The following is a 25,264-nucleotide window of genomic DNA, read 5'->3' on the forward strand; positions in this document are numbered from 1 at the left end:
TTTTATTAAGGAGTGATAACCATGAATGATTTGACAAACGATTTTGATATTGTGATTGTTGGGGCAGGCGTAGGCGGCATTTGTGCAGCTTTAGCTGCTTCAAGATTAAACAGCAAAGTGCTGCTTATTGAAAAAATGAGTGAGATTGGTGGAACAGGCGTCCATGCCGCTATTGCTTTAGTGTGTAAATTTCGTGATCATCATGGACGGTGTGTGAACACAGGCATTCATAAGGAATTATTCCCACTGGCCTACCAGAACACAGGCTTGACCTTCGACGAGGAAACGGTACCCAGTTATGACGAACAGGAATTAAAAGAAACCTATCATCGATTAATTCAAAAAGAGAAAAATCTGACCGTATGGACGAACTGCGAAGTGGATGCCGTTGAGGTGGAAGATGGGAATATTCGTTCATTGACGATCACTGGAGTTAAGCAAACGCGTGTATTTGGTCGCGTGTTCCTTGACGGGACGGCAGACGGGAATTTGTCCGCATTGGCAGGAGCAGGGTTTCAGAAGGGGCGAGAAAAAGATGGAAAGATGCAGATGGCGACGGTTACTTTCAAGCTTACTGGATTCGATCCCTCTTTATTTAAAGTGAAAGATGTCACAAGCTGGGGCTGCTTTTTTTGGCTGGAAGAGACGCTGAAGCCCTATTATCTTGCGATGAAACAGAAAAAGAACAGTACCAATATGCGTCAGGGCGTATTAGCATTCCCTTATCCAGATGGGAAGGCGTTCCTGTTCAATTCGACTGCTGTGAGCGATGTTGATCCGACCATTCCAGGGTCAGTTGAACGTGCGTTTGAAATCGGAAAAGTTCAAGTTTATGAATTAGTTGAAGCGATAAGGGAGCATCCTGCCTTTCGGGATGCCAAGATCGAGACTATTTTTACGAAGCTAGGGGTTCGTGAAGGCCGCAGAGTTATCGGTGACTATATGTTAACCGGAGAAGACTGTCTGCAAGTACGCAAGTTTGATGATATGGTGGCTGCTTGTGCTTATGATGTGGATGTACATGATCCTGATGGAAATAAAAATCACCAAGAGTATATGACAATTCTGCCAAGCCCAGGGTATTATCATATTCCTTATCGCAGTCTCATTGCCAAAGGATTTGGTAACCTGCTGTTAAGCTCGCGCTGCATTAGCGGTACATTTGAGGCCCACGCTTCTTATCGTGTCATGTCAGGAATTAGTGCTATCGGTGAAGCAGCAGGAACCGCAGCAGCTTTAGCAGTCAAATCTGGCTTCAGCGATGTTCGTATGGTCTCTGCCGAAGAGATACGGTATATTCTGCAAACCCGAGGCCAATTCGTAGAAGGTCCTGTAAAGGAAACACACGTGTTGAATCAGTAATGAAAAAGCTAATTTGAAGGGAGATGTAAGGCAATGAAAAAAGTGTTAAGTCGTTTAAGTTCTGCATTTTTGGTGTTTTCTCTACTCGCAACGTTTGGGGTCTCCCTGATTTCGGGAAACCAAGTGGCTTATGCGGCAGCATTAACCATTGAGCAAAACACAATAGGGAACATTTTCTATGAAAATGACACCAAGAGCTTCCAGATCCATACAGATGGGGACTCGATTGATTGGGTTTATTCCGATTATTGGAATACAACCGTACAGTCTGGAAGCCAAGCTGTAAGTGATGGAACGACCCTGCTAACCGTTAATCCTGGGAAAAAGGGATGGTTCAACTTAGTTATTACAGCCAAGCAGAACGGGAATGTCATTGCCTCCAAAGACACCTCGTTTGCGGTCGTTTCCAATTTCGATCTGAGCCAAGTGGCAGATTCTCATTTTTCTGTACAAACGCATGCTGCTCGAACCGATCTTATTGCTCAAGATTCGGCAGCGCTGATACCGATTGCTAAGAAAATGGGGGTTAAGTATGTCAGGGATGCCTTGCGCTGGGGGGACATCGAGGATACGACGAAGGGGGTTTATAGCTTCAAATCCTTCCATGACGATTTCATGTCGCGTGTGGCGGCGAATGATCTCAAGCCTTATATGACTCTGGCGTTATATAATAATTTATACGATGGGGGAAATGCGCCGACGAGTCCGGAGGCAAGGGCGGCATTTGCCGAATATGGTAAGCAAGTATTGAGCAGATATCCCCAGATCGGACAGGTGGAGATTTGGAATGAACCGGACATTCCTTCGTTTGGAAAGGGACTTAACACAGAGGCAGAGAAGGCGGATTTTTACTTTAATCTGTTAAAAACATCCTACGAACAAATGCATCCCCTTTTTCCAAATGTGAAAATAACAGGATTCGTCTTTGGCGAATTGGGTTCTGATGCATTTTTGGAAGCGCTTTATCAAAAAGGTGCGCTGAATTATATGGATGAGTACTCGTTCCATTCATATACGAGGAATCCAGAAGATTTCGTTAAAGATATCAATAGGCACAAAAATATAATGAAAACTTATAACAACAATCAAACGATCCCTATCAATCTTTCGGAGACAGGATTTAGTAATTTTAATTTCGACGAGCATGTCCAAGCCAACTATGTGGCTCGAAGAATTGTCACTGCTTTGGCGAATGGCATCCAAAAAATCAATATCTATAATTTACAAAATAAATCTACCGTTCCGAATGAATTTGAGGGAACGTTCGGTTTGATTCGGAATCCTGACGATGCCAAAGGGGCCTATGTTCCCAAGCCGGCCTATGCCGCTTATGCGACCATGACCCGTGAACTAACGGGAGCGGATTTCCAAACCACGGAGGATGTTGGACCTGGCATTTATAGTCATAAGTTTCATAATGGAACAGAAGATATTCGGGTCATGTACGCTCCTGCGGGAGCCGACCTCAAGCTTTATACTAGCAGCCCCCTTAATATCACAGATATCATGGGGAATATGTTAACATATACGCCAACGAATGGTTACGTGCGGCTGCGGCTCGATGAGAATCCGATTTATGTAAGGGGTGGGTTGGAGGCTCCTTATATCGAAGAGATTCCGCCTACGATTACCAATCCGATCACCCTATATAGTGGTTACAGCATGGGAGGCTATGCCGAAGTCAATGGGCCGCTTGGAACAGCTACCAATAAATGGGTAACGTCTTCCGTACTCAAAGGCTATAACGGCGGTATTTCGCGAGCGATTACGAATCCAACTGGAGCTTCGGCCAAATGGACACCGAATGTGTCCGCTTCTGGAAGATACCGAGTTTCAGCATATCTTCCCGGAACGCCCGCCACTCCGGTGAATACCACCAAGATGGCTGCGTATTCGATCTACATCAACGGAGTCAAACAGGAGACGAAAGCTGTTGATCAATTCTCTCAGCAGGGATCTTGGCAGGTATTGGGTTCCTATGAGTTTCCAAGGGGAACAAGCAGTTATATCCTGCTCGAAGACACAAACCCCGCTCATGATCGACCGCTTAGGGCGGATGTCATCAAGTTAGAGGCCATCCCGCCGACAGGAATTGCTCTGGATACCGATTCACTGGACCTGGGGGTAGGAGATACGCATACCTTCAAGGCAGTGTTTACGCCTGCTGAGGCTACCGACCAGACGCTGGTTTGGAGCAGTTCGAACAGTCAAGTCGTGACTGTGGAGGCCGAAGGGCATGCGAATGCGATGGGGGTCGGGGAGGCAGTAATTCGTGCCACGAATCCACTAACTTCCCTCTATGCCGAAGCGAAGATCCAGGTAACGATGCCCGTCATACAGCAGGTTGCGATCTATAATAGCTATGGCACAAACGGGGGATACACGGAAGTCAACGGGCCTCTAGGAACCGCTACGAATAAGTGGGTGACTTCCACGGTTCTCCAAGGTTATAACGGCGGCATCTCGCGAGCGATTACGAACCCAACAGGCGCATCGGCCAAATGGACGCCGACAATCACCCAGCCTGGACGATATAGGGTATCTGTTTATTTGCCAGGAACACCCGCGACTCCGGCGTATACGACGAAAGCAGCCGAATATTCGATTTATATCGATGGCACAAAGAGTGATTCCAAGATCGTCGATCAATCTACACTGCAAGGCTCATGGCAGGTACTGGGCATCTATGATTTGCCGCGAGGAAGTGCCAGCTACATCACGGTCGAGGATGCGAATGCAGCTCATGACAGACCGCTTCGTGCGGATGTAGTCAAGTTCGAGTTCATCCCCCCTACGGGCATCAGCTTGGATAGCCAGGCGCTTGATTTGCAAGTAGGAGATACGCATCTATTTACGGTGGGGATAACTCCGAACGATGCAACGGATCGAAATCTGCTTTGGAGCAGCACGAATAGCGATGTGGCAGCCATTGATGCCCAAGGACAGCTGCGTGCTCTGGCTGTTGGCAGCGCGGTGATCCGCGTCACGAATCCGTTGACGTCTCTTTATACTGAAGCTGAAGTGATAGTGACCCCGAATGATAAGACAGCACCAACGACAACAGATGATGCTCCGACAAGCTGGGTAAACCATGATGTAACCGTAAGCTTGAACGCAAGTGATAGCGAATCAGGGATCGCAGCTACAAACTACACCGTAGATGGCGGCCCGCAACAAACCGGTACTACGGTTACATTGATAGCGGAAGGTATTCATACGCTTGTTTATTGGAGTATTGATAACGCGGGGAATATCGAAGCCAATCACACGACAATTATTAAGATCGATAGGACGCCTCCGGAGGATGCAGCCTTGGCAGCAGATATTACACCACCAACCAATACCAACGTTAGCATAACGATCAGCTATCCGGCTGACGCAGCGGTGAAAGAATACAAAGTGGGTGCAAACGGTGCATGGACAGTGTACACAGACCCTGTCGTTGTTTCCGCAAATAACACGGTGTACGCAAGAGGAACGGATGCCGCAGGCAACGTATCCAATGTAACCCATTATGTAGTCAGTAATATCGATCATGCTTTACCAACTGCAACAGTGGCCTATAGCGCGGTAACCGCACAAAGTGTGATTGCCACAATCACACCGAGCGAAGCGGTAACGATTACGAATAATGGGGGTTCAAGCAGCTACACGTTCATCTTTAATGGCAGCTTTACCTTCGAATTCGTCGACGCAGCAGGAAATCACGGAACAGCAACGGCAACTGTAAACAATATTGCATCGAAGAGTAAAGCTAAACCAGGTACAGCGGTACTATCCGATGACAATGGGTATGATACCGGACTTCTGGACGGTACATACAAGGTTACGATGAACTTGTGGTACGGAGAAAACGGTAGAATCTACAAGCTCTACGAGAATGATGTATTAATAGATACGCAAATGCTCACTGACAATTCACCATCAGCTCAATCCACCGTAACATCCATTACCTACAAGCAGAATGGGACTTATCGTTACTATGCAGAGCTTACTAATGCGTTCGGCACAACAACGAGCAGCACGCATATTGTAACGGTAACGAAAGCAGCGCCAGAAAAGCCGGTTCTGTCGGGCGATAACTGGGATGGCGACGGCAACTTTAAAGTCACCATGAACCTGTGGTGGGGAACCAATGGCGGGACGTATAATTTATATGAGAACGGTATTCTCATCTATACAGAAGCACTGGCCAATCATACACCGAATGCCCAATCATCTGTAATGACCGTGGCAAATAGAGCAAAAGGCAACTATGAGTATCGAGCTGAGCTTATTAACTATGCAGGAGCCACATCTAGCGAAAAGATGATTGTAAATGTAACTAAGTAGTTAAGTTTTGAAGAGGCTCCCCAACTCATTTACGAGATGAGTTGGGGAGCCTCTCCTCTCCCAGATAAAAGATAAAGCTCAAACGAGAGGGATATTTTAATTAAAATCAATTCCTAGCTTCTATTTTTAAATTATTTATTGCATCATTAGTAGAGAATCATAAGTTCCAGACTAAAGGGGATGTACTAGCTTGAATAAAATTCAGGAGTTTAACGCATTGCATGAATCAAATGAAGTTTTATTGTTGGGGAACGCCTGGGATTTATTATCCGCTCTGTCACTTGAGAAAGCCGGATTCAAAGCAATCGGTACAACGAGTTGGGGAGTAGCGAAAAGCTTAGGATATTCGGACGGGGAAATGATTGAATTAGCAATGCAGTTTAACGTTGTGAAAATGATCGTAGATCATGTAAAAATACCTGTTACTGCAGACATTGAGTCAGGTTATGGAGAAGATGATCAAACGATAGTTGATAATGTGTTAAAACTTGCAGATTTAGGTGCATCAGGAATCAATATAGAGGATTCGCACAAGAACTTAGTGGGGCTCAAACCATTGGACCAACAATGCAATCTTTTATCGAAAATTAGAACTGCATTAGAGAAGAATGGCTATCAAGGTTTTTATATAAACGCAAGGACTGATACTTATTTACAAAATCAAGATCCACTAAATGAAACGATTTACAGAGCAAAAGCCTTTGTCGAAAGCGGAGCAAGCGGTATTTTTGTTCCCGGATTGAAAGAAGATGACGAAATCAGAACAATCATCTCACAAACAAATGCACCGCTAAATATTATGTCTTTGCCGGGACTTACTAACTGCAATAAGCTCAAGGAGCTTGGAGTCAAAAGGTTAAGTATTGGAGGTGCGTTATATCGGAAGGTTAACAATTTATTGGATAATTGTGCGGCTCAAATTTATGAGTCTCAGGATACATCGATATTATTTAATTGATTATAATTTAACATGTTAACGTAAGACTAGGATTCGAACTGAAACAGTTTAGTGAAAAATTTCATTGAATCGGGACTACAACTGCTTTTTAATCGAGCGTGCAATTCTTGTTTGGCAATCTTGGGGTCAATGTCGAATGCGTGCAATTTGGCGCTCTCCATCCAATGATTCGCTGTTTCGAATGAAGTGCTTTGCCATGCGCTTTTCTCATCTAACGAAATTCTACTTTCTTTGACACCAGAAATGACGATATCCAATGTGCATTGTAAATCCAATAAACCTTGTCCAAAGGTTTTTTTCATTTCTTTGGCATTCATGCCCGTTTTAACTCTTAACGACCTTGTTTCAATCCCTTCTTCTTCTTTGATTTGCCGGAAGAGCTCTAAGGAAGCGTTGGAAACAAGGCCGTTCTTATAACGATCTTCAATAGGTTGAGGGCTTCCTAATATGGCTTTGACCCATGGAAACAATTCGCGTGAAATGAAAACTGATTTTTTTTTAAGGAATTTGCCATAGGCAGCCGTACCGTCGCTCGGAAACCGTGCTCGCCACACCCAAGGATCTAAATCAGTGCCAGTTAACCACGGTTCACCGTGAGTGACCTGATAGAGTGACGGGTGATCTGGGATTAAGGGAGCTAATGGTAGAATACCGACTTCATGAATAAGTTGAACGGCCTCTTCATACGTATGTATTTTTAGTTCTTTCATAGCAGTTCACCTCAACCAGTCGATTTAATTTGAAAATAAAGGTTAATCCATATAATATGCAGCATGTGACAGTAAAACACAATATAATGATCTAGAATCCCTTTCTAATTGGAATAAATATCTATTGATTAATAACCTGAAGCTAATTAAAATAGTAAAAGTTATTAAAACTAAATATGAACCCTCATCAACCTAGATGAGGTAGAGGTCGCGATGTTGAAGAGTACATCAGAGGAAGTCCAGTAAAGACTGTTGATTCCGATGAAAAGGCAACATTGCCGAAGCCGCACGGTATACTGACCGCGCTCGGCTGGGGCCGTTTCCGAAAGGAGCGGAACTGTCATACTGTTTAATCCAAAACAGTGTGTTGTGCTATCTTGAAACAGGATAAATGAGGGAGTAGAAGCTGCCTGACTTATTTATAGAGGCGGCTTTTTTGCGTTGTTAGCCTTCTATTTTAAGAAAGCTAACGGAAAACATGTAAAGGGAGCGTACAGAAATTGAAAGAGAACAAGTTACGTAGAGGTCTAAAGTCGCGCCACATGACGATGATTTCACTTGGCGGATCCATTGGAACAGGGTTGTTCCTAGCCAGCGGCGGGGCGATTCATACGGCAGGACCAGGGGGCGCGCTGTTAGCATACTTGATCATTGGTATTATGGTTTACTTTTTGGTAACAAGCTTAGGAGAAATGGCGACATTTATGCCGGTATCTGGAACATTCAGTACCTACGCAACGAAATTCGTAGATCCATCCTTTGGCTTCGCGCTAGGGTGGAATTATTGGTACAACTGGGCAATTACAATTGCGGCAGAGTTGTCCGCGGCGACGTTAATTATTAAGTTTTGGCTGCCCGATAGCCCGTCGTTTTTATGGAGTGCTTTATTCCTTGCATTGATGGTAGGACTTAATTTATTGTCTGTTAAAAGCTATGGTGAGTCGGAATATTGGTTCGCTATGATAAAGATTTTAACAATTGCTGTGTTTATCGGTATCGGATTGCTAATGATCGTCGGTATCTGGGGTGGAAAAGCGATTGGATTCAGTAATTTTACAGCAGGTGATGCGCCGATTTCGGGCGGTTTGCTTGCAGTACTTGGTGTTTGTATGGCTGCCGGCTTCTCTTTCCAAGGAACAGAACTCGTAGGTATTGCAGCAGGGGAATCCGAGAATCCTCGGAAGAGCGTACCTCGCGCGATCCGCAGCGTGTTCTGGAGAATTCTATTGTTTTACATCTTGGCTATTTTCGTTGTTGGCATGCTGATTCCGTATTCCACAGATACATTGGCTAGCGACAGCGTAGCGGCAAGTCCGTTTACGATTATTTTCGAAAAAGCAGGCTTAAGCATAGCAGCTTCTGTGATGAATGCCGTTATCCTAAGCTCGGTTCTATCCGCGGGTAATTCAGGGATGTACGCTTCCACACGCATGCTGTGGGTATTGGCGAAAGAAGGTAAAGCACCTAAATTATTCACTAAATTAAGTAAAAGCGGGATTCCAGTTTACGCCCTGCTCGCGACAGCTGCAATCGGAATGCTTACCTTCCTTGCCTCTTTCTTTGGCGATGGTCAAGTGTACATTTGGCTATTGAACGCATCAGGTATGTCTGGATTCATCGCATGGCTTGGTATTGCAATTAGTCATTACCGTTTCCGTAAAGCTTACGTTGCACAAGGGAACAAAGTAGCTGATCTTCCATACCGCTCCATGTGGTTCCCGTTCGGGCCGATCTTGGCAGGCGTAATGTGTATGATTGTCATTATAGGCCAAAGCATTAGCGCGTTTTCGGACGGACAGGTGGATTGGATTTTCTTACTCGCTTCCTATATTGGAATTCCGTTTTTCTTGGTGTTGTGGCTGGGTTACAAGTGGAAATACAAAACAAAAGTGTTGAAACTGGAAGAATGCAATTTGGACCCTACAGTAGATTAATTGATCAAAAAGAGCAAAGGCGTAACCGCCTTTGCTCTTTTTGCATAGGGACTGTCCCAAATTGTCGCACAAGTATATCTCTCAGACATCTTCGACTACTTTTTGGACAGCCTATCTTTTATTTATGTAAAGAATACTTGATACAATGTATGCTTGATAATATACTATGTAAATAATACTTTACTTATTTATAAATATTAACAGAAAAGGAGAGGTGAATATGTCCTTTCAAGAAAAGAGAAACATCGTATCTTTAATATCCACCTTACTAATTTTTTCTCTCTATAGTATGTATGTGTTTCAAAAGTACCAAGAAGGGAGCTTTCATACATCGAACGCATTCAGCTTCTGGGGAGCTTTCATCTTAATCTTAATCCCGGTGTCGATTTTAGCAAAAATTATCATTCATATCGTATTCAGTATGATCAATACCATAACAACGAAGGAGAAAGAACCTCGAATCACGGATGAGCTGGACAAATTAATTGAATTGAAATCCACGAGAAATTCTCATTATGTATTTATTATTGGTTTTCTTCTAGCAATGATACCGCTGGTTATGGATCAACCACCCTATGTTATGTTCATCATACTTATTAGTTCAGGGTTATTATCAGAGGTGATTGGAGTCATCACACAGCTGTATCTTTATCGGAGAGGAGTCTAAGATGGGCAAAGCACATATTAGCAACAAGATTCGAACTTTACGCTTTAATCATGATGAAATGACCCAACAACAATTAGCAGATAAAGCGGGGGTGACACGACAGACCATCGTCGCCATCGAGAAAGGAAATTACTCCCCTTCTTTGGAATTGGCTTTTCGTATTGCTCGCGTCTTCGGTTTAACGTTGGAAGAAGTGTTTTCTTTTGAGGAAAATTAGGAGGGGTTAGAAATGACAAACCTTAACACAGGAGCCTCACCGCTTTATTATGCTAGAGTCGCAGGGTTCGGGCTTCTACTTATGGCCATACTTGCTATGTTCTCTAATTTTTCTGTTCTTGAGGGTCTTATTATACCGGATGATGCAGCAAAAACTGCTAGTAACATTATAGCCAATGAGATGTTATTTCGGAGTGGATTAATTAGCTTTGTCATCGTGCTTATTCTTGATGTGCTGGTAGCTTGGGCACTGTATGTTCTACTCAAACCCGTTAATAAGAATCTTGCCATGCTCGCGGCGTGTTTTAGGTTGATATACACCGCTATTTTTGGAATCGCCTTGTCTAATTTGTTGAATGTTTCACCACTTCTAAGTGGTGCTAAATACTTCACGGTATTCACGAAAGATCAATTACACGCTCAGGTGATGCTACTGATCAATGCATTTAACAATGGATGGCTTATTGGATTAGTATTTTTCGGATGTCATTTGTTGGTCGTTGGTTATTTAATAATCAAGTCAGGAGGATATATACCAAGAATAATTGGGATCTTCTTGATCCTTGCATCTGCTGGATATGTAATAGATAGTATGGCACATTTTCTTCTACCCAACTACGCCGACTACAAAACGATATTCCTACTGATGGTAGCCGTACCTGGTGTGATTGGAGAGCTATCATTAGCTTTCTGGCTTCTGATTAAGGGTGTAAAGGTTCAACAACAGCAATAGCTATCATCCATTCTTAAATTGATATTCACAAAACCAACCTCCCACGATGGGAGGTTTTTCGTTTTCGAACAATATGACGAATTACGCCGAACAAAATTCCCCCTCACCCCCTCGCAACTCTCAATAGGCAACAAATTACCTACCCATCACAAACAACTGTCGGTTCTTCCCCAGATCTCCATTCGGTACAATGAAAGCGCATACTGCTTTCGTAAAGGAGAATTAATCATGAACTTTGACCTTAACGTTGTACCTTTCAGCCGGAGAGAATCCTTCCTAGCGATTTCGATTCTGCCTGAAGCCCAAGATAGACAACAAGGCCTGTATCTGCGCACCGTTCGTGGCGGCGACGATAAATTCGGCGAGGCGTTCCATATTGATGTGCTAGATGAAAGCGGTCATTCCGTGTCATTCCAGGCAATAGCTTGCCCGGAGCTGATCCGGCTTGAATCGACGGCAGGCTTAACAGCTGAGATCTGTATCTCCGATCACCGAACATTTCGGATTCGCACGAAAGGCTGTGGAATCCGCTTAACCTTCCGCACGGCTGCTTACGATTACGCCTATCAAGCAGACTCCAGCAGCTGGGAAGTGAACAGCTTCACCCATGAATGCCGATTCATGCTGACAGCGCTGGTTGGCGACTTGAAGATGGAAGTGCCATGGGACAAAATTAAAAGTTCCTATGTAATTGCAGACTTCCTGCCTGACCGCAAATCGGGTGTATCCGAGTTTGCTGTAGAGGAATTCCGCACCGTATGGGAGCCGCGCGCTGCTTTGGAATCCTTCGATGACGCTGTCAAGCAAGTGAAGGAAGAGTTTAACCTGTGGCTAGATCGTACCCTGCCTCTGCCAGAACGTTGGCATGAAAGTCGGGAACTTGCAGCTTATATCACGTGGTCCTGCCTCGTTCCAGATGAGGGGTGCCTGACCAGGCCGGCGATGTATATGTCGAAGAACTGGATGACGAATATTTGGAGCTGGGATCACTGCTTCAATGCGATGGCGCTTGTTCGCCATGATCCGAAGCTGGCGTGGGATCAATTCATGATTTTCTTTGACCGCCAGGATGAGAGCGGCTTGATTCCTGATTTCATCAATGATAAGTATGAGCTCTGGAACTGCAACAAACCGCCGATTCATGGATGGACGCTTTCCTGGATGATGGCCAGAACGGACTATATTAAGGATGCCCAACTTCGAGAGGTCTATGAACCACTCTCTAAATGGACGAAATGGTGGTTCCGATATCGCGACGGCGATGGAGATGGCATTCCGCAATACAATCACGGCAATGACTCTGGCTGGGATAACAGTACAGCCTTCAATAATGGCATTCCGGTAGAAAGCCCGGATTTAGCGGCCTTTCTCATTCTTCAAGCAGAACTGCTTGCTGAGATTGCGGGACTGCTCGGGAATGCGGAAGAAGCGAAAGAATGGCGGCAGCTGGCTGAGGGCACACTTGAGAAGATGATTTCCCATTTCTGGAAGGATGGCCGCTTCACGGCTTGCCGCTCCGGCACGCACGAGTTATCCGAAGGGGACAGTCTCCTCTTGTTCGTTCCCATTCTTCTAGGCAAACGTCTGCCCGAGCCGATCCGCACAGCTTTGCTGAAGGGGCTAAGGGATGAAGATCGTTTCTTAACGAGTAATGGTTGGGCGACAGAGAGCGTGATTAGTCCTTTCTATAATCCGGACGGCTATTGGCGAGGCCCGATCTGGGCTCCTTCGACCATGCTGCTCGTGGAAGGAGTGGCCGCAGCGGGTGATCGTGAATTGGCAGAAGAGGTAGCACGCCGATTCTGTACCATGCTGGATCGCAGCGGAATGGCTGAGAATTTTGACGCGATTACGGGACAAGGCTTGCGTGATCGTGCCTTTACATGGACATCGAGTGTGTTCTTGATTCTAGGAAATGAGTACACAACCACCTAAATAAAACCTGCACTTCTCCCTGCTATAAATTCGCAGAGGGGAGGTGCTTTTCCGGTTTCGGGGATCGGGTCTCAATTTGAAATGTGAAGCCATCGCCGTCAGCGGACTCTCTCAATGGATGGAAGATACATTGTTCGCTTAAAGTGTTCCATGCTACACTTCAAGTGTATGATTTTACAGAGAATGCTGGAGGGAGGGTGCGATCATCAAAGATTATTTGCTTAAGCGACTCAACATCCGCCTTTTGTCTGGCTCTTATCGGAGCATTCGCACGAAGCTGCTCTTCTGTTTTCTCATTGTGACGATTATTCCGCTGCTATCGCTTGGGGCCTTGTCTTATTACCAGTCCGCGAAGGTCATTAATTCACAGTTTGGCAAATATGGGGAGAATGCTGTGGCGCAACTGGAGCAGCAGATGAGTTCGTATTTGAATCGGATGAATCAGACGACGGAGACGGTTTATTCCTATTTACTTGATCCTGCAAGGGTCGATCTAGGGAACCAGGTTCCGACAACTTATAAAGAGATTATGGATAAGAATGATTTTGAAGTTCTTCTGAAAGCGCTTAAAACCGACCGAACGACAGGCATCTACATTATTACCAGTTCTGGCTACTATTATGGAGAAAATAATCTCGATGTGTCGAAGCTCAGCCGTATTCCAGCTTGGCAATCCATGTCGGATGCTAATGAAGGGAAGTACTGGCTGGGTTTCTATTCTCAGAATCATGGGATGACGGAAACCGAAGATTCCGGAATGCCCGTGCTGGGCTTAGCTGTACCGATTAACAATCCTTACGGCGCGCTTCGGGGGAGCAAGATTCTTATAGAGGAGAATGCGGAAGATCTGCTTCATATGTTCAAGTTATTCGAGAACGATACGAAGGCTCATCTAAGAATAGCAGATCCACAGGGACGAATTATATATGAGTCAGCAACTGCCTTCACTTCGCAAACCAGTGATATTGTCTGGAACAAAACACTTGCAGCTAATCATTGGACGATCGAGGCGAGGCTGCCTTCCCAGTCGTTCTATCGCTCCTCCAGCATTATAAGATCGAATACGATTATGGTTGCAGTAGCTTCATGTCTGCTGGCTTTTGGGCTTGCGTATTTATTCTCCTCCCGATTCACCGCACGGATTCGCCGTCTTAAGGATGCGATGCAGAAGGTCAGCTTCGGTAAGCTGCATACGAGGACTCAAGTAGAAGCCAAGGATGAGCTGGGCATTTTGGATACGAGCTTTAACAATATGGTGGGCGGCATACAGACTTTGATTGGCGAGGTTGAACGGAGCGAACGGCTCAAGAAGGAGGCGGAGCTGAAGGCATTTCATTATCAGATCAACCCGCATCTGCTCTTTAATACACTTAACTCCATTCAATGGAAAGCCAGGCTTCAGGGAGCGGAGGATATCCGCCAAATGCTGTACCATCTCACGATGGTACTCGAAGGCAATCTGGATATCTCGCAGGAGCTGATACCGCTTGGCCGAGAGCTGCGGATGATTGAGCATTTTCTGAAAATCCAAGAGGTCCGTTATGGCCCCGTATTCGAGTATGAACTGACATGCGATGAATTGCTCAAGCGCTATCTGATTCCCCGCATGACACTGCAGCCGTTGTTCGAGAATATTTTCTTCCACGGCTTCGAGGATGGCAAGGGAGTGATCCGCTTAACCGTTCAGGAAGAAGGCAATCATTTGCTGCTTACACTATCTGATAACGGAGTGGGCATTTCAGCGGATAAGCTGAAGCGCCTTCTTCGGCCAAGCGATACGAAGCGTAAGGGTAGGGGAGGACTGGGTGTGCAAAATGCCGATCAGAAATTCAAACTACATTTTGGACTGCAGTATGGGTTAAAGGTGCAATCCATCAAGGGTGAAGGGACTACGATCATCATGGAATGGCCTAAGAAGGAGGAGAGTCCGCATGGAAACAATCAAGACCATTAAGGTAATCATTGCAGATGACGAAAGCATTGTCCGTAAAGGACTTCGTTCCACTGTTCCTTGGGATAAATATGGGATGGAAGTGGTGGCGGACGCCCCAAATGGCCGCAAAGCTTGGGAAGCTTTCCTTGAGCATCGGCCTCAAGTAGTCATTACCGACATTGTTATGCCCGAAATGGATGGTATTGAATTGTCACGCCGAGTCAAGGAAGCAGCTCCCGATACGAAAATCATTCTGCTCAGCTGCCACCGGGATTTCGAGTACGCTCAACAGGGAATGAAGCTGGGAGCAGCTGGCTATCTGCTCAAAACCGCCTTCGAGGATGAGGAGCTGGAAGGCATGCTGGCGAAATTTCAACATGAGCTTGCGATAGCTCCTTCGGCACCAACAGCTGCTCAAGTAGCTGACAGCGAAGACGAGGATGAGCGGCTGGGTACCTTGCTCTATGCTTGGCTGAATGGCCATAATGACAAACTTATTGGAGAGATGGGGAAACGTACCCGCGAGGTGTGGTCTTTCCATGGTGAGCCGGTTTACATCTATCTGATCAAGACTTCCGGGTGTGAGGGGTCATGGCTTGATCTGTTAAAGGAAGCGCTAGAGGAAGATCGCCAGCTATGTGAAGGGGCAGTCATTCCTTATGGGGATGAGCGCTGCTACTATATAGTGCCAGAATCGCTTCTGAATGCTGCGGAAAGCTTGCTTGTGGAGAGAAAGAGCGAGAATGCGAAGCTGCAATGGGCCAAAAGAGGGCCGCTCACAAGCACGGAGGAACGTCTTGAAGCATTGTTAATCCTGCATAAAGCAGCAGAATTGGAGAAAGCCTATGGCGTAACGGCCACAGATTGGCCGGAGCCGATCTGGAAAGCGGTTAAGCTTCTGCATGACAATCCAGCGGCTGAGTGGTCTGTCAGCGATGTGGCTGGACAGGTTGGTCTCAGCCGAAGCCACTTCTCTATCATTTTCAAGAAAACGCTGGGAGACAGCTTCGTGGCTTTTCAATACAAACGTAAGCTCAAGCTGGCCTACGGATTATTAAAGGATACGCCGCTGACGATTCAGGATATCGCTGAGCGTACGGGGCTTGGAGACAGCAAATATTTCAGCAAATGGTTCAAGCGCTGCACAGGCCAAACGCCAAGTCAGTACCGCGCCGAACATAAAGACGGTACCGTCCGAACATATGGACACCCACCTCAGTGAATCGAACAAAAACGCACAAACATTCGAATAGTTATCGGTTTTGAACCGCTTTCATTTTAGTTATGATGAAAGCGGTTCAATTATTATATACTCATTCACTGATAGGGGAGCTGACAGAATGATCAAGAAACTTTCACTCATTGTTCTTACGACTGCAATGACGATGACTGCGCTTACAGCATGCGTCGGTAATAACGAGGGTACGACTAGCAAGGCGACAACAACACCGGCGAACGGGAACAATGCTGCCAAAGAGAAGACGCTTCGATTCGCTACATGGGATACCGGGGATGCGCTTAAGATCGAGCAGGATATCGCGAAGAAGTTCGAAGCGAACCATCCGGGAACGAAGGTCCAGGTAGAAGCGTACGCTGACGGTTTCGACCAGAAGCTAGCTGCGGGTTTCGGTGCTACGAATCCTCCGGATGTCATGTACATGTGGGATTTCCCAACGTATCATCAATCGCTTGAGCCGCTCGGCAGCTACGCTGACGGAGACAAGGACTTGAAAAAGGATGATTTCTACAAAGGGTTGTTCAATTACGCGACGATCGAGAACAAGCTCTATGGAATCCCGGCTGGCTTCACGACTCGTGTCGTGTATTACAACAAGAAGATGTTTGATGATGCCAAGGTTCCTTATCCGAAGGACGGCTGGACATGGGATGATTTCCAGGATATCTCCAAGAAGCTGACGGATAAAGCCAAGAAACAGTATGGTTTCGGTGTTCGGGCAGAGAACGATACGTACGATCTGCAAGGATTTGTATGGAGTAACGGCGGTTCCTTTATCTCTAATGACGGCAAAACCATTAATGGCTTCATGAATAGCAAAGCAACAGCCGCAGCCATTCAAATGTTCGGGGATATGGTCAAGAACGGTTCGGCCGTGCTGGCCGGAGGTAAAGGACAACAAAGCGGTGAGGATATTTTCAAAGGCGGCAAAATCGCCATGTGGGAAAGCGGTATCTGGCCGCTGGAATCGTTCAAGGAAGCAGGGATTGATGTAGGGACAGTGGAGATGCCTGCGTTTCCAGGTAAACCAGTCAAAGGCGTGATTGCTGAATCTGCCTTATCTATTGCGAAGGATTCGAAACAGAAGGATCTCGCTTGGGAGTTTATCAAATATTATGTTTCCAATGAAGCGATCAAGATGCGCGTAGCGGATTTGCCGGTCAGAGTAAGTGTCGTAAACGAGCTAAAGAAAGATCAAGATCCTCTGTACAAGCCGTTTTACACGATGCTGCAGCGCTCCGACAATTCGCCGGCATTCCTGCTCAATGCAAAGTGGAATGAAGTAAATCGTCAGCTATCTTCGGCCGTAGAAGCAACCGTACTTGGCAGTAATGCACAGGAATCGCTGGATCAAGCAGTCAAAGACAGTGAGCGTTATTTGAAATAACATTTCTACAGAAAGAAGGTTAGGGAGATGGCTCAGACCTACCCGCAGCAAGCAAACGCAGGGAAACCAATGGCCAACCTCAAACCTAGAAGGAAACGAAGTTGGGGTGGGGTAACTCCCTACCTCTTCATTTTCCCATGGATCTTCGGATTCCTAGTGTTCACTTTAGGGCCGTTGTTATTCTCGCTTATTATTTCGTTTTTCGATTGGCCGATTGTAGGTAAAGTGCGCTTTATCGGTTTAGGCAATTATGTGGATATGTTTACGAAAGATCCGCTGTTCTGGAAGTCATTCGGCGTGACGATCAAGTTCGCAGCGCTGTTTGTTCCGCTCAATATAGCGGTTGCACTTGGACTTGCGATTCTGCTCAATCAGAAAATTCGCGGCAGCGCGATTTTTCGAACCGCGTTCTACCTGCCCTCTGTGATCTCGGGCGTGGCGCTAGCTATGATCTGGTCCTGGGTGTACAGCGGAGATTACGGCATTCTAAATTATTTTCTGTCGATCTTCGGTGTGCAAGGTCCGAACTGGTTGAATGATAAACAATGGTCTCTGGTTGCGATGGTCGTTGCAAGCCTATGGGGACAAGGCTCGATGATGCTCATTTTTCTCGCAGGGCTCAAGGGGATACCGAAGGATCTATACGAATCCGCTTCCATAGATGGAGCGGGTAAGCTCAGACAATTCTTCAGCGTTACGATTCCGATGCTCAGCCCGACAATTATATTCAATCTGATTACGTCCATTATCGCGGCGTTCCAACAGTTGACCCTCGCGCTTCTGCTCACTGGAGGCGGTCCGATGAAATCAACGTATTTCTACGCGATGTATATGTACGAGAATGCATTTAAGTTTTTTAAAATGGGTTATTCCGCAGCAAACGCATGGTTCATGTTCCTTATTGTGCTAAGTCTGACATTCCTTGTATTCAAGTCGTCTGAGGCTTGGGTGTTCTATGAAGGCGAAATGAAGCAAAAGTCACAGAAGAAAGTGAAATCCAGCGGAAGGAGGCGATCTGCATGAAACGGATAATCGTATATACGATGCTGATTATCTGCTCGCTGCTGTTCGTCGCTCCGCTGTTCTGGGCGGTGACGACGGCGGTGAAATCGCCAGCGGAGCTGTACCTTTTCCCACCAAAATGGATTCCTTCGGTTTGGAAATTCAGTAATTTCGCCGATGCGTGGACGATTCAGCCTTTTAACTTATTCCTGAAAAATACCGTCATCGTGACGTTGATGTCAACGCTCGGCCAACTGATATCTTGTACGCTTGTAGCCTACGGGTTTGCGAGATTCCAATTTATAGGGCGCGATCTGCTGTTTCTGATTGTGCTTGCTACAATGATGATCCCTTGGGAAGTCACCATGATCCCGCAGTATATGGAGTTTAACTACCTCGGCTGGATTAATACGCTCAAACCGCTTATTGTTCCGTCGTGGTTCGGTTCGGCTTATTATATCTTTTTGCTGAGACAGTTCATTCTGACGCTTCCTCGCGAGTTAGATGAGGCAGCAACGATCGATGGGGCAAACAAATTTGCTATTCTTATGCGGATCATTGTTCCGCTCATGGGACCATCGCTCATCTTAGTCGGCGTGTTTCAGATTATGAGCTGTTGGAACGATTATCTGGGACCTCTAATTTTCCTCAATGATCAGTCGAAATATACACTGACGCTTGGATTGTCGCAGTTCAAAGGGATGTTTGGCGTCGATATGCAGTCCATTATGGCTATAACCTGTTTGATCTCCATTCCGCCGCTGGCCGTGTTCTTCTTCGCGCAGCGCTACATTGTCGGTGGAATCGCGGGTACGGGGATTAAGGGGTAGATGGGCTATAGTGGTTACCAATGTTGTATTCTATACAACAATTTGCACGCCTAAAGGCTATTTTGCAACTTGAAGTTGCAGTTTGTACAACATTTTTAGCCCAGTTGTTGCGAAATGGCCTTTTTAGGACCTAATTGTTGTACATTATGCAACAACTAATGGAAAAAGGCGAGATTTAGGTAGCAATTGTTGCACTTTCTACAACATCATTCATCCGCGAACATGGATTCATTCATCTAGCAACCTCAATTGAGCATAGTTGAAGATTGAACCCGATCTAAGACACCTCAATGCAAAGCAAGATTAGATGAATGAATCGACGGTCTCCTTATTCCAATGGATACGCGTCGTGTGGACCAGATTAGGTTTTTTTTAACAGAAGATCAATAGAGACTCATATAGAGAGATTCGAGAGGAGAAGCAGCCATGCGTAACGAGAAAGCGGCACGTGATTGGGATAATCTTGCGGTGTTAGAGCGTAATCGCGCGAAAAGCCGGGCATATTTTATCCCACATTCCGATCAAGCCGGAGCTTTGAGCTATGACCGAGGAAGCTCACCTTGGTTCAAATCATTGAATGGCAGTTGGAAGTTTCATTATGCGAAGGGGCCTGAATGGGCGCCGGATGATTTTTACAAAGAGAATTATGACTTGTCTGGCTGGGATGAGATCCAAGTTCCGAGCCACTGGCAGCTGAAGGGATATGGCAATCCGCATTATACGGACTTATATTATCCGTTCCCGGTAGATCCTCCGCATGTGCCTAACGATAATCCGACAGGCAGCTATGTGCGAGAGTTTGAGCTTCCACAGCATTGGGACGGCAGAAAACTGGCAGTGAAATTCGATGGCGTGGATAGTGCATTCCATGTATGGGTCAATGGGACATTCGTTGGTTATAGTCAAGGAAGCCGATTGACATCAGAATTTGATCTGACACCGTATGTAAAGCAGGGAATCAATCGTATGGCAGTGCGCGTCTATCAATGGTCAGACGGCAGCTATCTGGAAGACCAGGACATGTGGTATATGAGCGGTATTTTCCGGGATGTGTATCTGATTTCGGAGCCGTCCTCCATACGGATCGTGGACTATCGAATCGTTACCGAACTGGACGCTAACTACAGCGATGCGACTTTATCAGTTCAAGTTGAACTGCATGGAAATGCGCTGCAAGGAAAACTCCAACTGCAGCTGCTGGATAGTGAAGGTTCATTCGTTGTTTCAGCTGAAGAACAGATCACAGTCGCCGCTGCTGATCAGACGATTCTGGAATTTTCAATTCCACTCACGAAACCTGCGCTTTGGAGTGCTGAAGCTCCTACTCTTTATCATTTGACGATAGGCGTAGTGGATCAGAACGATAAAGTGGTGGAGACGGTTGCTCAGCGAGTTGGCTTCCGCAAGATCGAAGTGAAGGACGGCCAGTTTTTGGTGAACGGCAAGGCGATCATGCTGAAAGGTGTAAACCGTCATGATCACCATCCGGATACAGGACGCACAGTGACGCTGTCGACCATGATTCAAGATGTAAAGATGATGAAGCAGCATAACATTAATGCGGTCAGAACTGCTCATTATCCGAATGATCCGCGGTTTTACGATATTTGCGACGAATATGGTTTATATGTCATGGAAGAAACCGATTTGGAAACTCACGGCTTTGAGCCTCTGGGCAATATTTCACGGCTAAGCGATGATCCTGCTTGGCAGGAAGCATATGTCGACCGCGTACGCCGCATGGTAGAGCGCGATAAGAATCATCCTTCCGTCTTGTTCTGGTCACTTGGCAATGAGTCCGGCTTCGGCTGGAACTTCCGAGCAATGTCGGCGTGGTGCAAACAAGCAGATCCAACCCGGCTCATTCATTATGAAGAAGATCGTGAAGCGGAAGTGTGCGATATTGTGAGCACCATGTACTCTTCTGTTGAGAAGATGGTAGGCTTCGGTCAGATAGCTGATCATCCTAAACCGCATATCCTATGCGAATTCGCCCATGCCATGGGGAATGGTCCAGGCGGACTCAAGCCGTATTTTGATACCTTCGATGCTTATAGAAGACTGCAGGGCGGCTTCGTCTGGGAATGGATCGACCACGGAATCCGCAGGAAGACGGCTGATGGTAAAGACGACTACGCTTACGGCGGAGACTACGGCGATGTGCCGAACAACAGCAATTTCGTTATTGATGGTCTTGTTCGACCAGATCGGACACCCTCCCCAGGTCTTATTGAATACAAGAAAATTATTGAGCCTGTAAGGGTCGAGTATATAAAAGATAATCGCATACGTATCATGAATCGCTACGATTTTGTAATGCTCGATCACCTCTATGCAGATTGGAGTGTGACCGTAGATGGGCGGACCGTCCAAAGCGGTGTGCTTGTTCTGCCGCGAGTTGGCCCTGGTGAAAGTGCAGAGCTGTATGTTCCAGTAAAAGCAGATCTGCAGTTAGCCATATTGGATCAGGGTGCTGAGCGCTGGTTGAATGTCGGCTTCACGCTTGCGGCAGATTGCATCTGGGGTGAGCAAGGACATGAGGTAGCTTGGGCACAACTCGCTCTAGAAGCAGTTGGGAACGTAGATGATTCATCCGCTTCTGAAGCAGCTAGTTTGCATATGCGGAGTTTATCCTGCACAGAGGAAGGGCGTCAGCTCATCCTCGCGAACGATTCATTCCGAATCGTATTAGACACCCGGCAAGCAGGAATCAGTTCGCTGCGAATGAATGGCCAAGAGCTAGTGAACACGGGGCCGCGTCTTAACTTTTGGCGTGCGCCAATTGATAACGATATGTATGTCCTTCCCGACTGGTACAAGGCGCATCTCAATAGGCTCAGCGAACGAATTGATGATTGTCGCTGGGAGCGGCTTGATGAGGAGACGATTCGTGTAATTTGGGAGTCTCGCATTGCACCTCCAGTATTCGACTGGGGCTTCCGATGTGAAACGACTTACACCATAACGGGCTCAGGTCTTATCGTGATCGACGTGCAAGGCGTCCCAGAAGGCAAGCCGCCTGCTATGCTTCCGAAGATTGGACTCCAAATGGAGATACCGGGAGACATGGACGCTGTTAAATGGTACGGACGTGGTCCGGGAGAGAACTACTCCGATAGTAAAGAAGCAGGACGGTTTGGTGTGTATCGGAAGTCTGTAGATGAACTATTCACGCCATATATTTATCCGCAGGAAAACGGCAACCGCACTGATGTAAGGTGGGTATCCATGACAGACGGTGCCGGAATCGGCTTACTCGCTGTAGGAGTACCGACTCTTGAATTCAGTGCACGACGCTATACCGATGCTGACATAGAAGCAGCCAAACATGCTAGTGATCTTGTTCCACGGGATTTCATTACACTCAACTTGGATTACAGGCAGAATGGTCTGGGCAGCAACAGCTGTGGACCGGCTCAGTCTCCGGAGAACACAGTCAACTCAGAAGCATTCCGTTTCCAGATACTGCTTAAGCCATATCTATCCGAAGATGCCTCACCAGAGCGGTTGAGCCATCAAATGAGACTAGAAGCGAAAGTGAAACATCTACAACAGGAGGGTACAAACCATGCTTAACGCACATGACGTATTGAACTTAACGGGAAAAATAGCAGTTGTGACCGGCGGAGCCTCAGGGATTGGTCTTGCGACGGCTGAACTGCTGGCCAGCTTTGGAGCATATTCCGTCCTTCTAGATATTAACGAAGCGCAGGGTGAACAAGCGGTGGCTGGAATTAAACAGCAGGGAGGCCAAGCAAGTTTTTATCGCTGTGATGTGTCTTCTTCTGCTGATTGTCAGCGTGTTGCGGCAGAAATTGATGCTGCACACGGACGAATTGATATTTTGTTCAACAATGCTGGGATTATTCGTCGTAAAACGGTCGTTGAGCTGGAAGAACGTGATTGGGACTTGGTAATAGATGTTTCCTTGAAGGGCGTTTATCTACTGTCCAAATATATCATTCCGATCATGGAGCGAGAGGGCGGAGGCAGCATCATTAACTCTGGCTCCGGTTGGGGCCTAAAAGGCGGAGACCGCGCTGCTGCCTACTGCGCTGCCAAGGCTGGCGTTGTGAATTTAACGCGGGCTATGGCTATCGATCATGGCATCGCCAACATTCGCGTGAACTGCGTATCGCCAGGCGATACGGACACGCCGCTGCTGCGTGATGAAGCAAAGCAGCTTCAGCGAAACGAGGCCGAATTCCTAATCGCCTCGGCCGGCGGACGCCCGCTGGAGAGGCTCGGTACACCGCGAGATATCGCTAATGCGGTCCTGTTTCTAGCGAGTGACATGTCTTCTTGGGTAACGGGAAGTGTGCTTGTTGTGGATGGCGGGGGCATTGCTTAAGGGCGATTCCGTCCAGCTCCCGCTTTGCAGTTAAGAATCTATAAGTTCGTGTTTAAAAAGTCCGCTTTCAGAATCGAGAAGGTTGGACGAAATCCGGAGAAGGAGGAACGGAGTGTAGCTTTGCTACGTGAGTACCGGACTTCCCGGATTCGTTCAAGATTCGATGTCGATACACTTCCTGAATTACTTCGTTATGAGAGTGGATTTTTTAAACTACCTTGTAAGTATACAACGATGAATGGAGGCGTTACCTTTGCCTAATAACAGAACTTATGCCCATCCTTATATACCGAATACCGTGCCTGAGGTTCGTGATGCGATGTTGAAGGAAATCGGCCTGACCTCGATGGATCAGCTTCATGACGCCATTCCAGACAGCTTGAAGCTGAATAGGGAGATGAACCTCCCGCCAGCAATGACGGAATATGAGCTACGCCGTCATATTGATGGTCTGCTCGCCAAGAACAAACACGGTGCCGCATATTTGAATTTCCTCGGAGCAGGCTGCTGGCAGCATTTTATTCCGGCTGTCTGTGACGAAATCAATCAGCGTTCCGAGTTCGTTACGGCTTATGCCGGTGAACCCTATGAAGATCATGGACGATTCCAAACCCTGTTCGAGTATCAAAGTCTAATGGCTGAGCTGGTTGATATGGACGTCGTTAATGTCCCTACCTTCGACTGGGCACAAGCGGCTTCAACAGCGATTCGGATGGCGGGCCGCATGACAGGCCGCAGTGTTGCACTGCTTCCAAAGTCAGTCGACCCTGACAAAGTCATGATCATGGGCAACTACTGTACACCCGTGATGGAACTGCGTTTTGTTGAAATCAACGAGGCAACGGGCAAAATGGACTTGAATGATTTGCGCAGCAAGCTATCTAGCGAAATAGCTGCGGTATACTTTGAGAATCCGGGTTACCTCGGCATCATCGAAGACCAAGGACATGAAATTTCGGAGCTTGCTCATTCCGTGAATGCCATCTCCATTGTTGGTGTGGACCCGATCTCACTTGGCGTTCTTCAGCCTCCGAGCCAATATGGCGCAGATATCGTCTGTGGTGATTTGCAGCCGCTGGGGATGCATATGAACTATGGCGGCGGGCAAGCCGGGTTTATCGCGACGCGCGATGAAGAGAAATATGTCATGGAATATCCCTCCCGGCTTTTCGGCATCGTGCCGACGGAGGTTGAAGGCGAATATGGCTTCGGCGATGTAGCTTATGAGCGCACATCCTTCGCGCTTCGTGAGAAAGGGAAGGAGTCCGTTGGTACCCAGACGGCATTATGGGGCATAACCGCAGGTGTCTACCTGTCCTTGCTTGGACCAACCGGTATGCAGGAAGTCGGCGAGACCATCATGCAGAAGTCGCAATACGCGGCCAAGAAAATCTCCGCCATTCCAGGCATTTCCCTTCGGTTCGCAGAAACAGCTTTCTTCAAGGAGTTTGTTGTTGATTTCAACGAAACAGGCCTAACTGTCGCTGAAATTAATGCGCGCCTGTCAGAAGCGGGAATATTCGGAGGCAAAGATTTATCGACTTCTTTCCCGGCATGGGGACAATGTGCCCTCTACTGCGTAACTGAAATTCATTCGCAGGCTGATCTAGATCGTCTAGCAGACACCATTCAAACCATTGTTCGCAAACCGTGATCGACTTATATAGAGAAAGGACG

At 46.7% G+C, this 25,264-nt stretch carries 18 protein-coding genes and 1 riboswitch; of the genes, 17 read left to right on the forward strand and 1 reads right to left on the reverse strand.

Going from position 1 to position 25,264, the window contains the following annotated elements; translation table 11 throughout:
* The first annotated feature begins 21 nt into the window (after window positions 1-21).
* The 3 genes from AC58UU_RS17005 (at window position 22) to AC58UU_RS17015 (ending at window position 6,652) form a co-directional block, all read left to right on the forward strand.
* Window positions 22-1,362, forward strand: coding sequence for an FAD-dependent oxidoreductase (locus AC58UU_RS17005; RefSeq protein ID WP_497317522.1), 1,341 nt, complete (start codon window positions 22-24; stop codon window positions 1,360-1,362).
* Window positions 1,363-1,395: 33 nt separating this feature from the next.
* Complete coding sequence (locus AC58UU_RS17010; RefSeq protein WP_497317524.1) at window positions 1,396-5,694, forward strand: golvesin C-terminal-like domain-containing protein; 4,299 nt, start codon at window positions 1,396-1,398, stop codon at window positions 5,692-5,694.
* 190 nt (window positions 5,695-5,884) lie between these two features.
* Complete coding sequence (locus AC58UU_RS17015) at window positions 5,885-6,652, forward strand: isocitrate lyase/PEP mutase family protein (protein ID WP_497317526.1); 768 nt, start codon at window positions 5,885-5,887, stop codon at window positions 6,650-6,652.
* Window positions 6,653-6,678: 26 nt separating this feature from the next.
* On the opposite strand, the gene AC58UU_RS17020 is transcribed toward AC58UU_RS17015, so the two are convergent.
* Window positions 6,679-7,362, reverse strand: a complete 684-nt coding sequence (locus AC58UU_RS17020) for an AlkZ-related protein (RefSeq protein WP_497317528.1) — start codon at window positions 7,360-7,362, stop codon at window positions 6,679-6,681.
* Window positions 7,363-7,556: 194 nt separating this feature from the next.
* Window positions 7,557-7,745, forward strand: a riboswitch (Lysine riboswitch).
* A gap of 159 nt (window positions 7,746-7,904) precedes the next feature.
* Between AC58UU_RS17020 and AC58UU_RS17025 the strand changes: the two genes are divergently transcribed.
* From AC58UU_RS17025 to gcvPA, 14 genes are all read left to right on the forward strand, one after another.
* Window positions 7,905-9,296: an amino acid permease gene (locus tag AC58UU_RS17025; RefSeq protein WP_497317831.1), complete on the forward strand. Its 1,392-nt coding sequence runs from the start codon at window positions 7,905-7,907 to the stop codon at window positions 9,294-9,296.
* A 220-nt stretch (window positions 9,297-9,516) separates the two neighbouring features.
* The gene (locus AC58UU_RS17030; protein ID WP_497317530.1) at window positions 9,517-9,963 is read left to right on the forward strand and encodes a hypothetical protein; all 447 of its coding nucleotides are present in this window, start codon (window positions 9,517-9,519) and stop codon (window positions 9,961-9,963) included.
* Between the two features lies 1 nt (window position 9,964).
* Entirely contained in the window at window positions 9,965-10,180 is a 216-nt protein-coding gene (locus AC58UU_RS17035) for a helix-turn-helix transcriptional regulator (protein ID WP_171641852.1), read from the forward strand.
* Between the two features lie 12 nt (window positions 10,181-10,192).
* Complete coding sequence (locus AC58UU_RS17040; protein WP_497317532.1) at window positions 10,193-10,912, forward strand: DUF4386 domain-containing protein; 720 nt, start codon at window positions 10,193-10,195, stop codon at window positions 10,910-10,912.
* A gap of 228 nt (window positions 10,913-11,140) precedes the next feature.
* The gene (locus AC58UU_RS17045; protein WP_497317534.1) at window positions 11,141-12,847 is read left to right on the forward strand and encodes an amylo-alpha-1,6-glucosidase; all 1,707 of its coding nucleotides are present in this window, start codon (window positions 11,141-11,143) and stop codon (window positions 12,845-12,847) included.
* 217 nt (window positions 12,848-13,064) lie between these two features.
* The gene (locus AC58UU_RS17050) at window positions 13,065-14,801 is read left to right on the forward strand and encodes a sensor histidine kinase (RefSeq protein WP_497317536.1); all 1,737 of its coding nucleotides are present in this window, start codon (window positions 13,065-13,067) and stop codon (window positions 14,799-14,801) included.
* A complete protein-coding gene (locus tag AC58UU_RS17055) occupies window positions 14,779-16,002 on the forward strand; it encodes a response regulator transcription factor (protein WP_497317538.1) in 1,224 nt (407 codons plus the stop codon). Before AC58UU_RS17050 ends, AC58UU_RS17055 begins: the two co-directional genes overlap by 23 nt.
* Before the next feature lie 118 nt (window positions 16,003-16,120).
* Window positions 16,121-17,404: an ABC transporter substrate-binding protein gene (locus AC58UU_RS17060; RefSeq protein WP_497317539.1), complete on the forward strand. Its 1,284-nt coding sequence runs from the start codon at window positions 16,121-16,123 to the stop codon at window positions 17,402-17,404.
* Between the two features lie 69 nt (window positions 17,405-17,473).
* Window positions 17,474-18,427: a carbohydrate ABC transporter permease gene (locus tag AC58UU_RS17065; protein WP_497317833.1), complete on the forward strand. Its 954-nt coding sequence runs from the start codon at window positions 17,474-17,476 to the stop codon at window positions 18,425-18,427.
* On the forward strand, window positions 18,424-19,236 hold the full coding sequence (locus AC58UU_RS17070; protein ID WP_497317541.1) for a carbohydrate ABC transporter permease: 813 nt from the start codon (window positions 18,424-18,426) through the stop codon (window positions 19,234-19,236). The genes AC58UU_RS17065 and AC58UU_RS17070 overlap by 4 nt, the downstream gene beginning before the upstream one ends.
* A gap of 426 nt (window positions 19,237-19,662) precedes the next feature.
* Window positions 19,663-22,812: a beta-galactosidase, LacZ type gene (gene lacZ / locus AC58UU_RS17075; protein ID WP_497317543.1), complete on the forward strand. Its 3,150-nt coding sequence runs from the start codon at window positions 19,663-19,665 to the stop codon at window positions 22,810-22,812.
* Window positions 22,805-23,587, forward strand: coding sequence for an SDR family NAD(P)-dependent oxidoreductase (locus AC58UU_RS17080; RefSeq protein ID WP_497317545.1), 783 nt, complete (start codon window positions 22,805-22,807; stop codon window positions 23,585-23,587). The genes lacZ and AC58UU_RS17080 overlap by 8 nt, the downstream gene beginning before the upstream one ends.
* Window positions 23,588-23,611: 24 nt before the next feature.
* Window positions 23,612-23,848, forward strand: a complete 237-nt coding sequence (locus tag AC58UU_RS17085) for a hypothetical protein (protein WP_497317547.1) — start codon at window positions 23,612-23,614, stop codon at window positions 23,846-23,848.
* Window positions 23,826-25,241, forward strand: a complete 1,416-nt coding sequence (gene gcvPA, locus AC58UU_RS17090) for an aminomethyl-transferring glycine dehydrogenase subunit GcvPA (protein ID WP_497317549.1) — start codon at window positions 23,826-23,828, stop codon at window positions 25,239-25,241. Before AC58UU_RS17085 ends, gcvPA begins: the two co-directional genes overlap by 23 nt.
* Window positions 25,242-25,264 lie beyond the last annotated feature (23 nt).

It is taken from the genome of Paenibacillus sp. JT22N1, assembly GCF_059692155.1.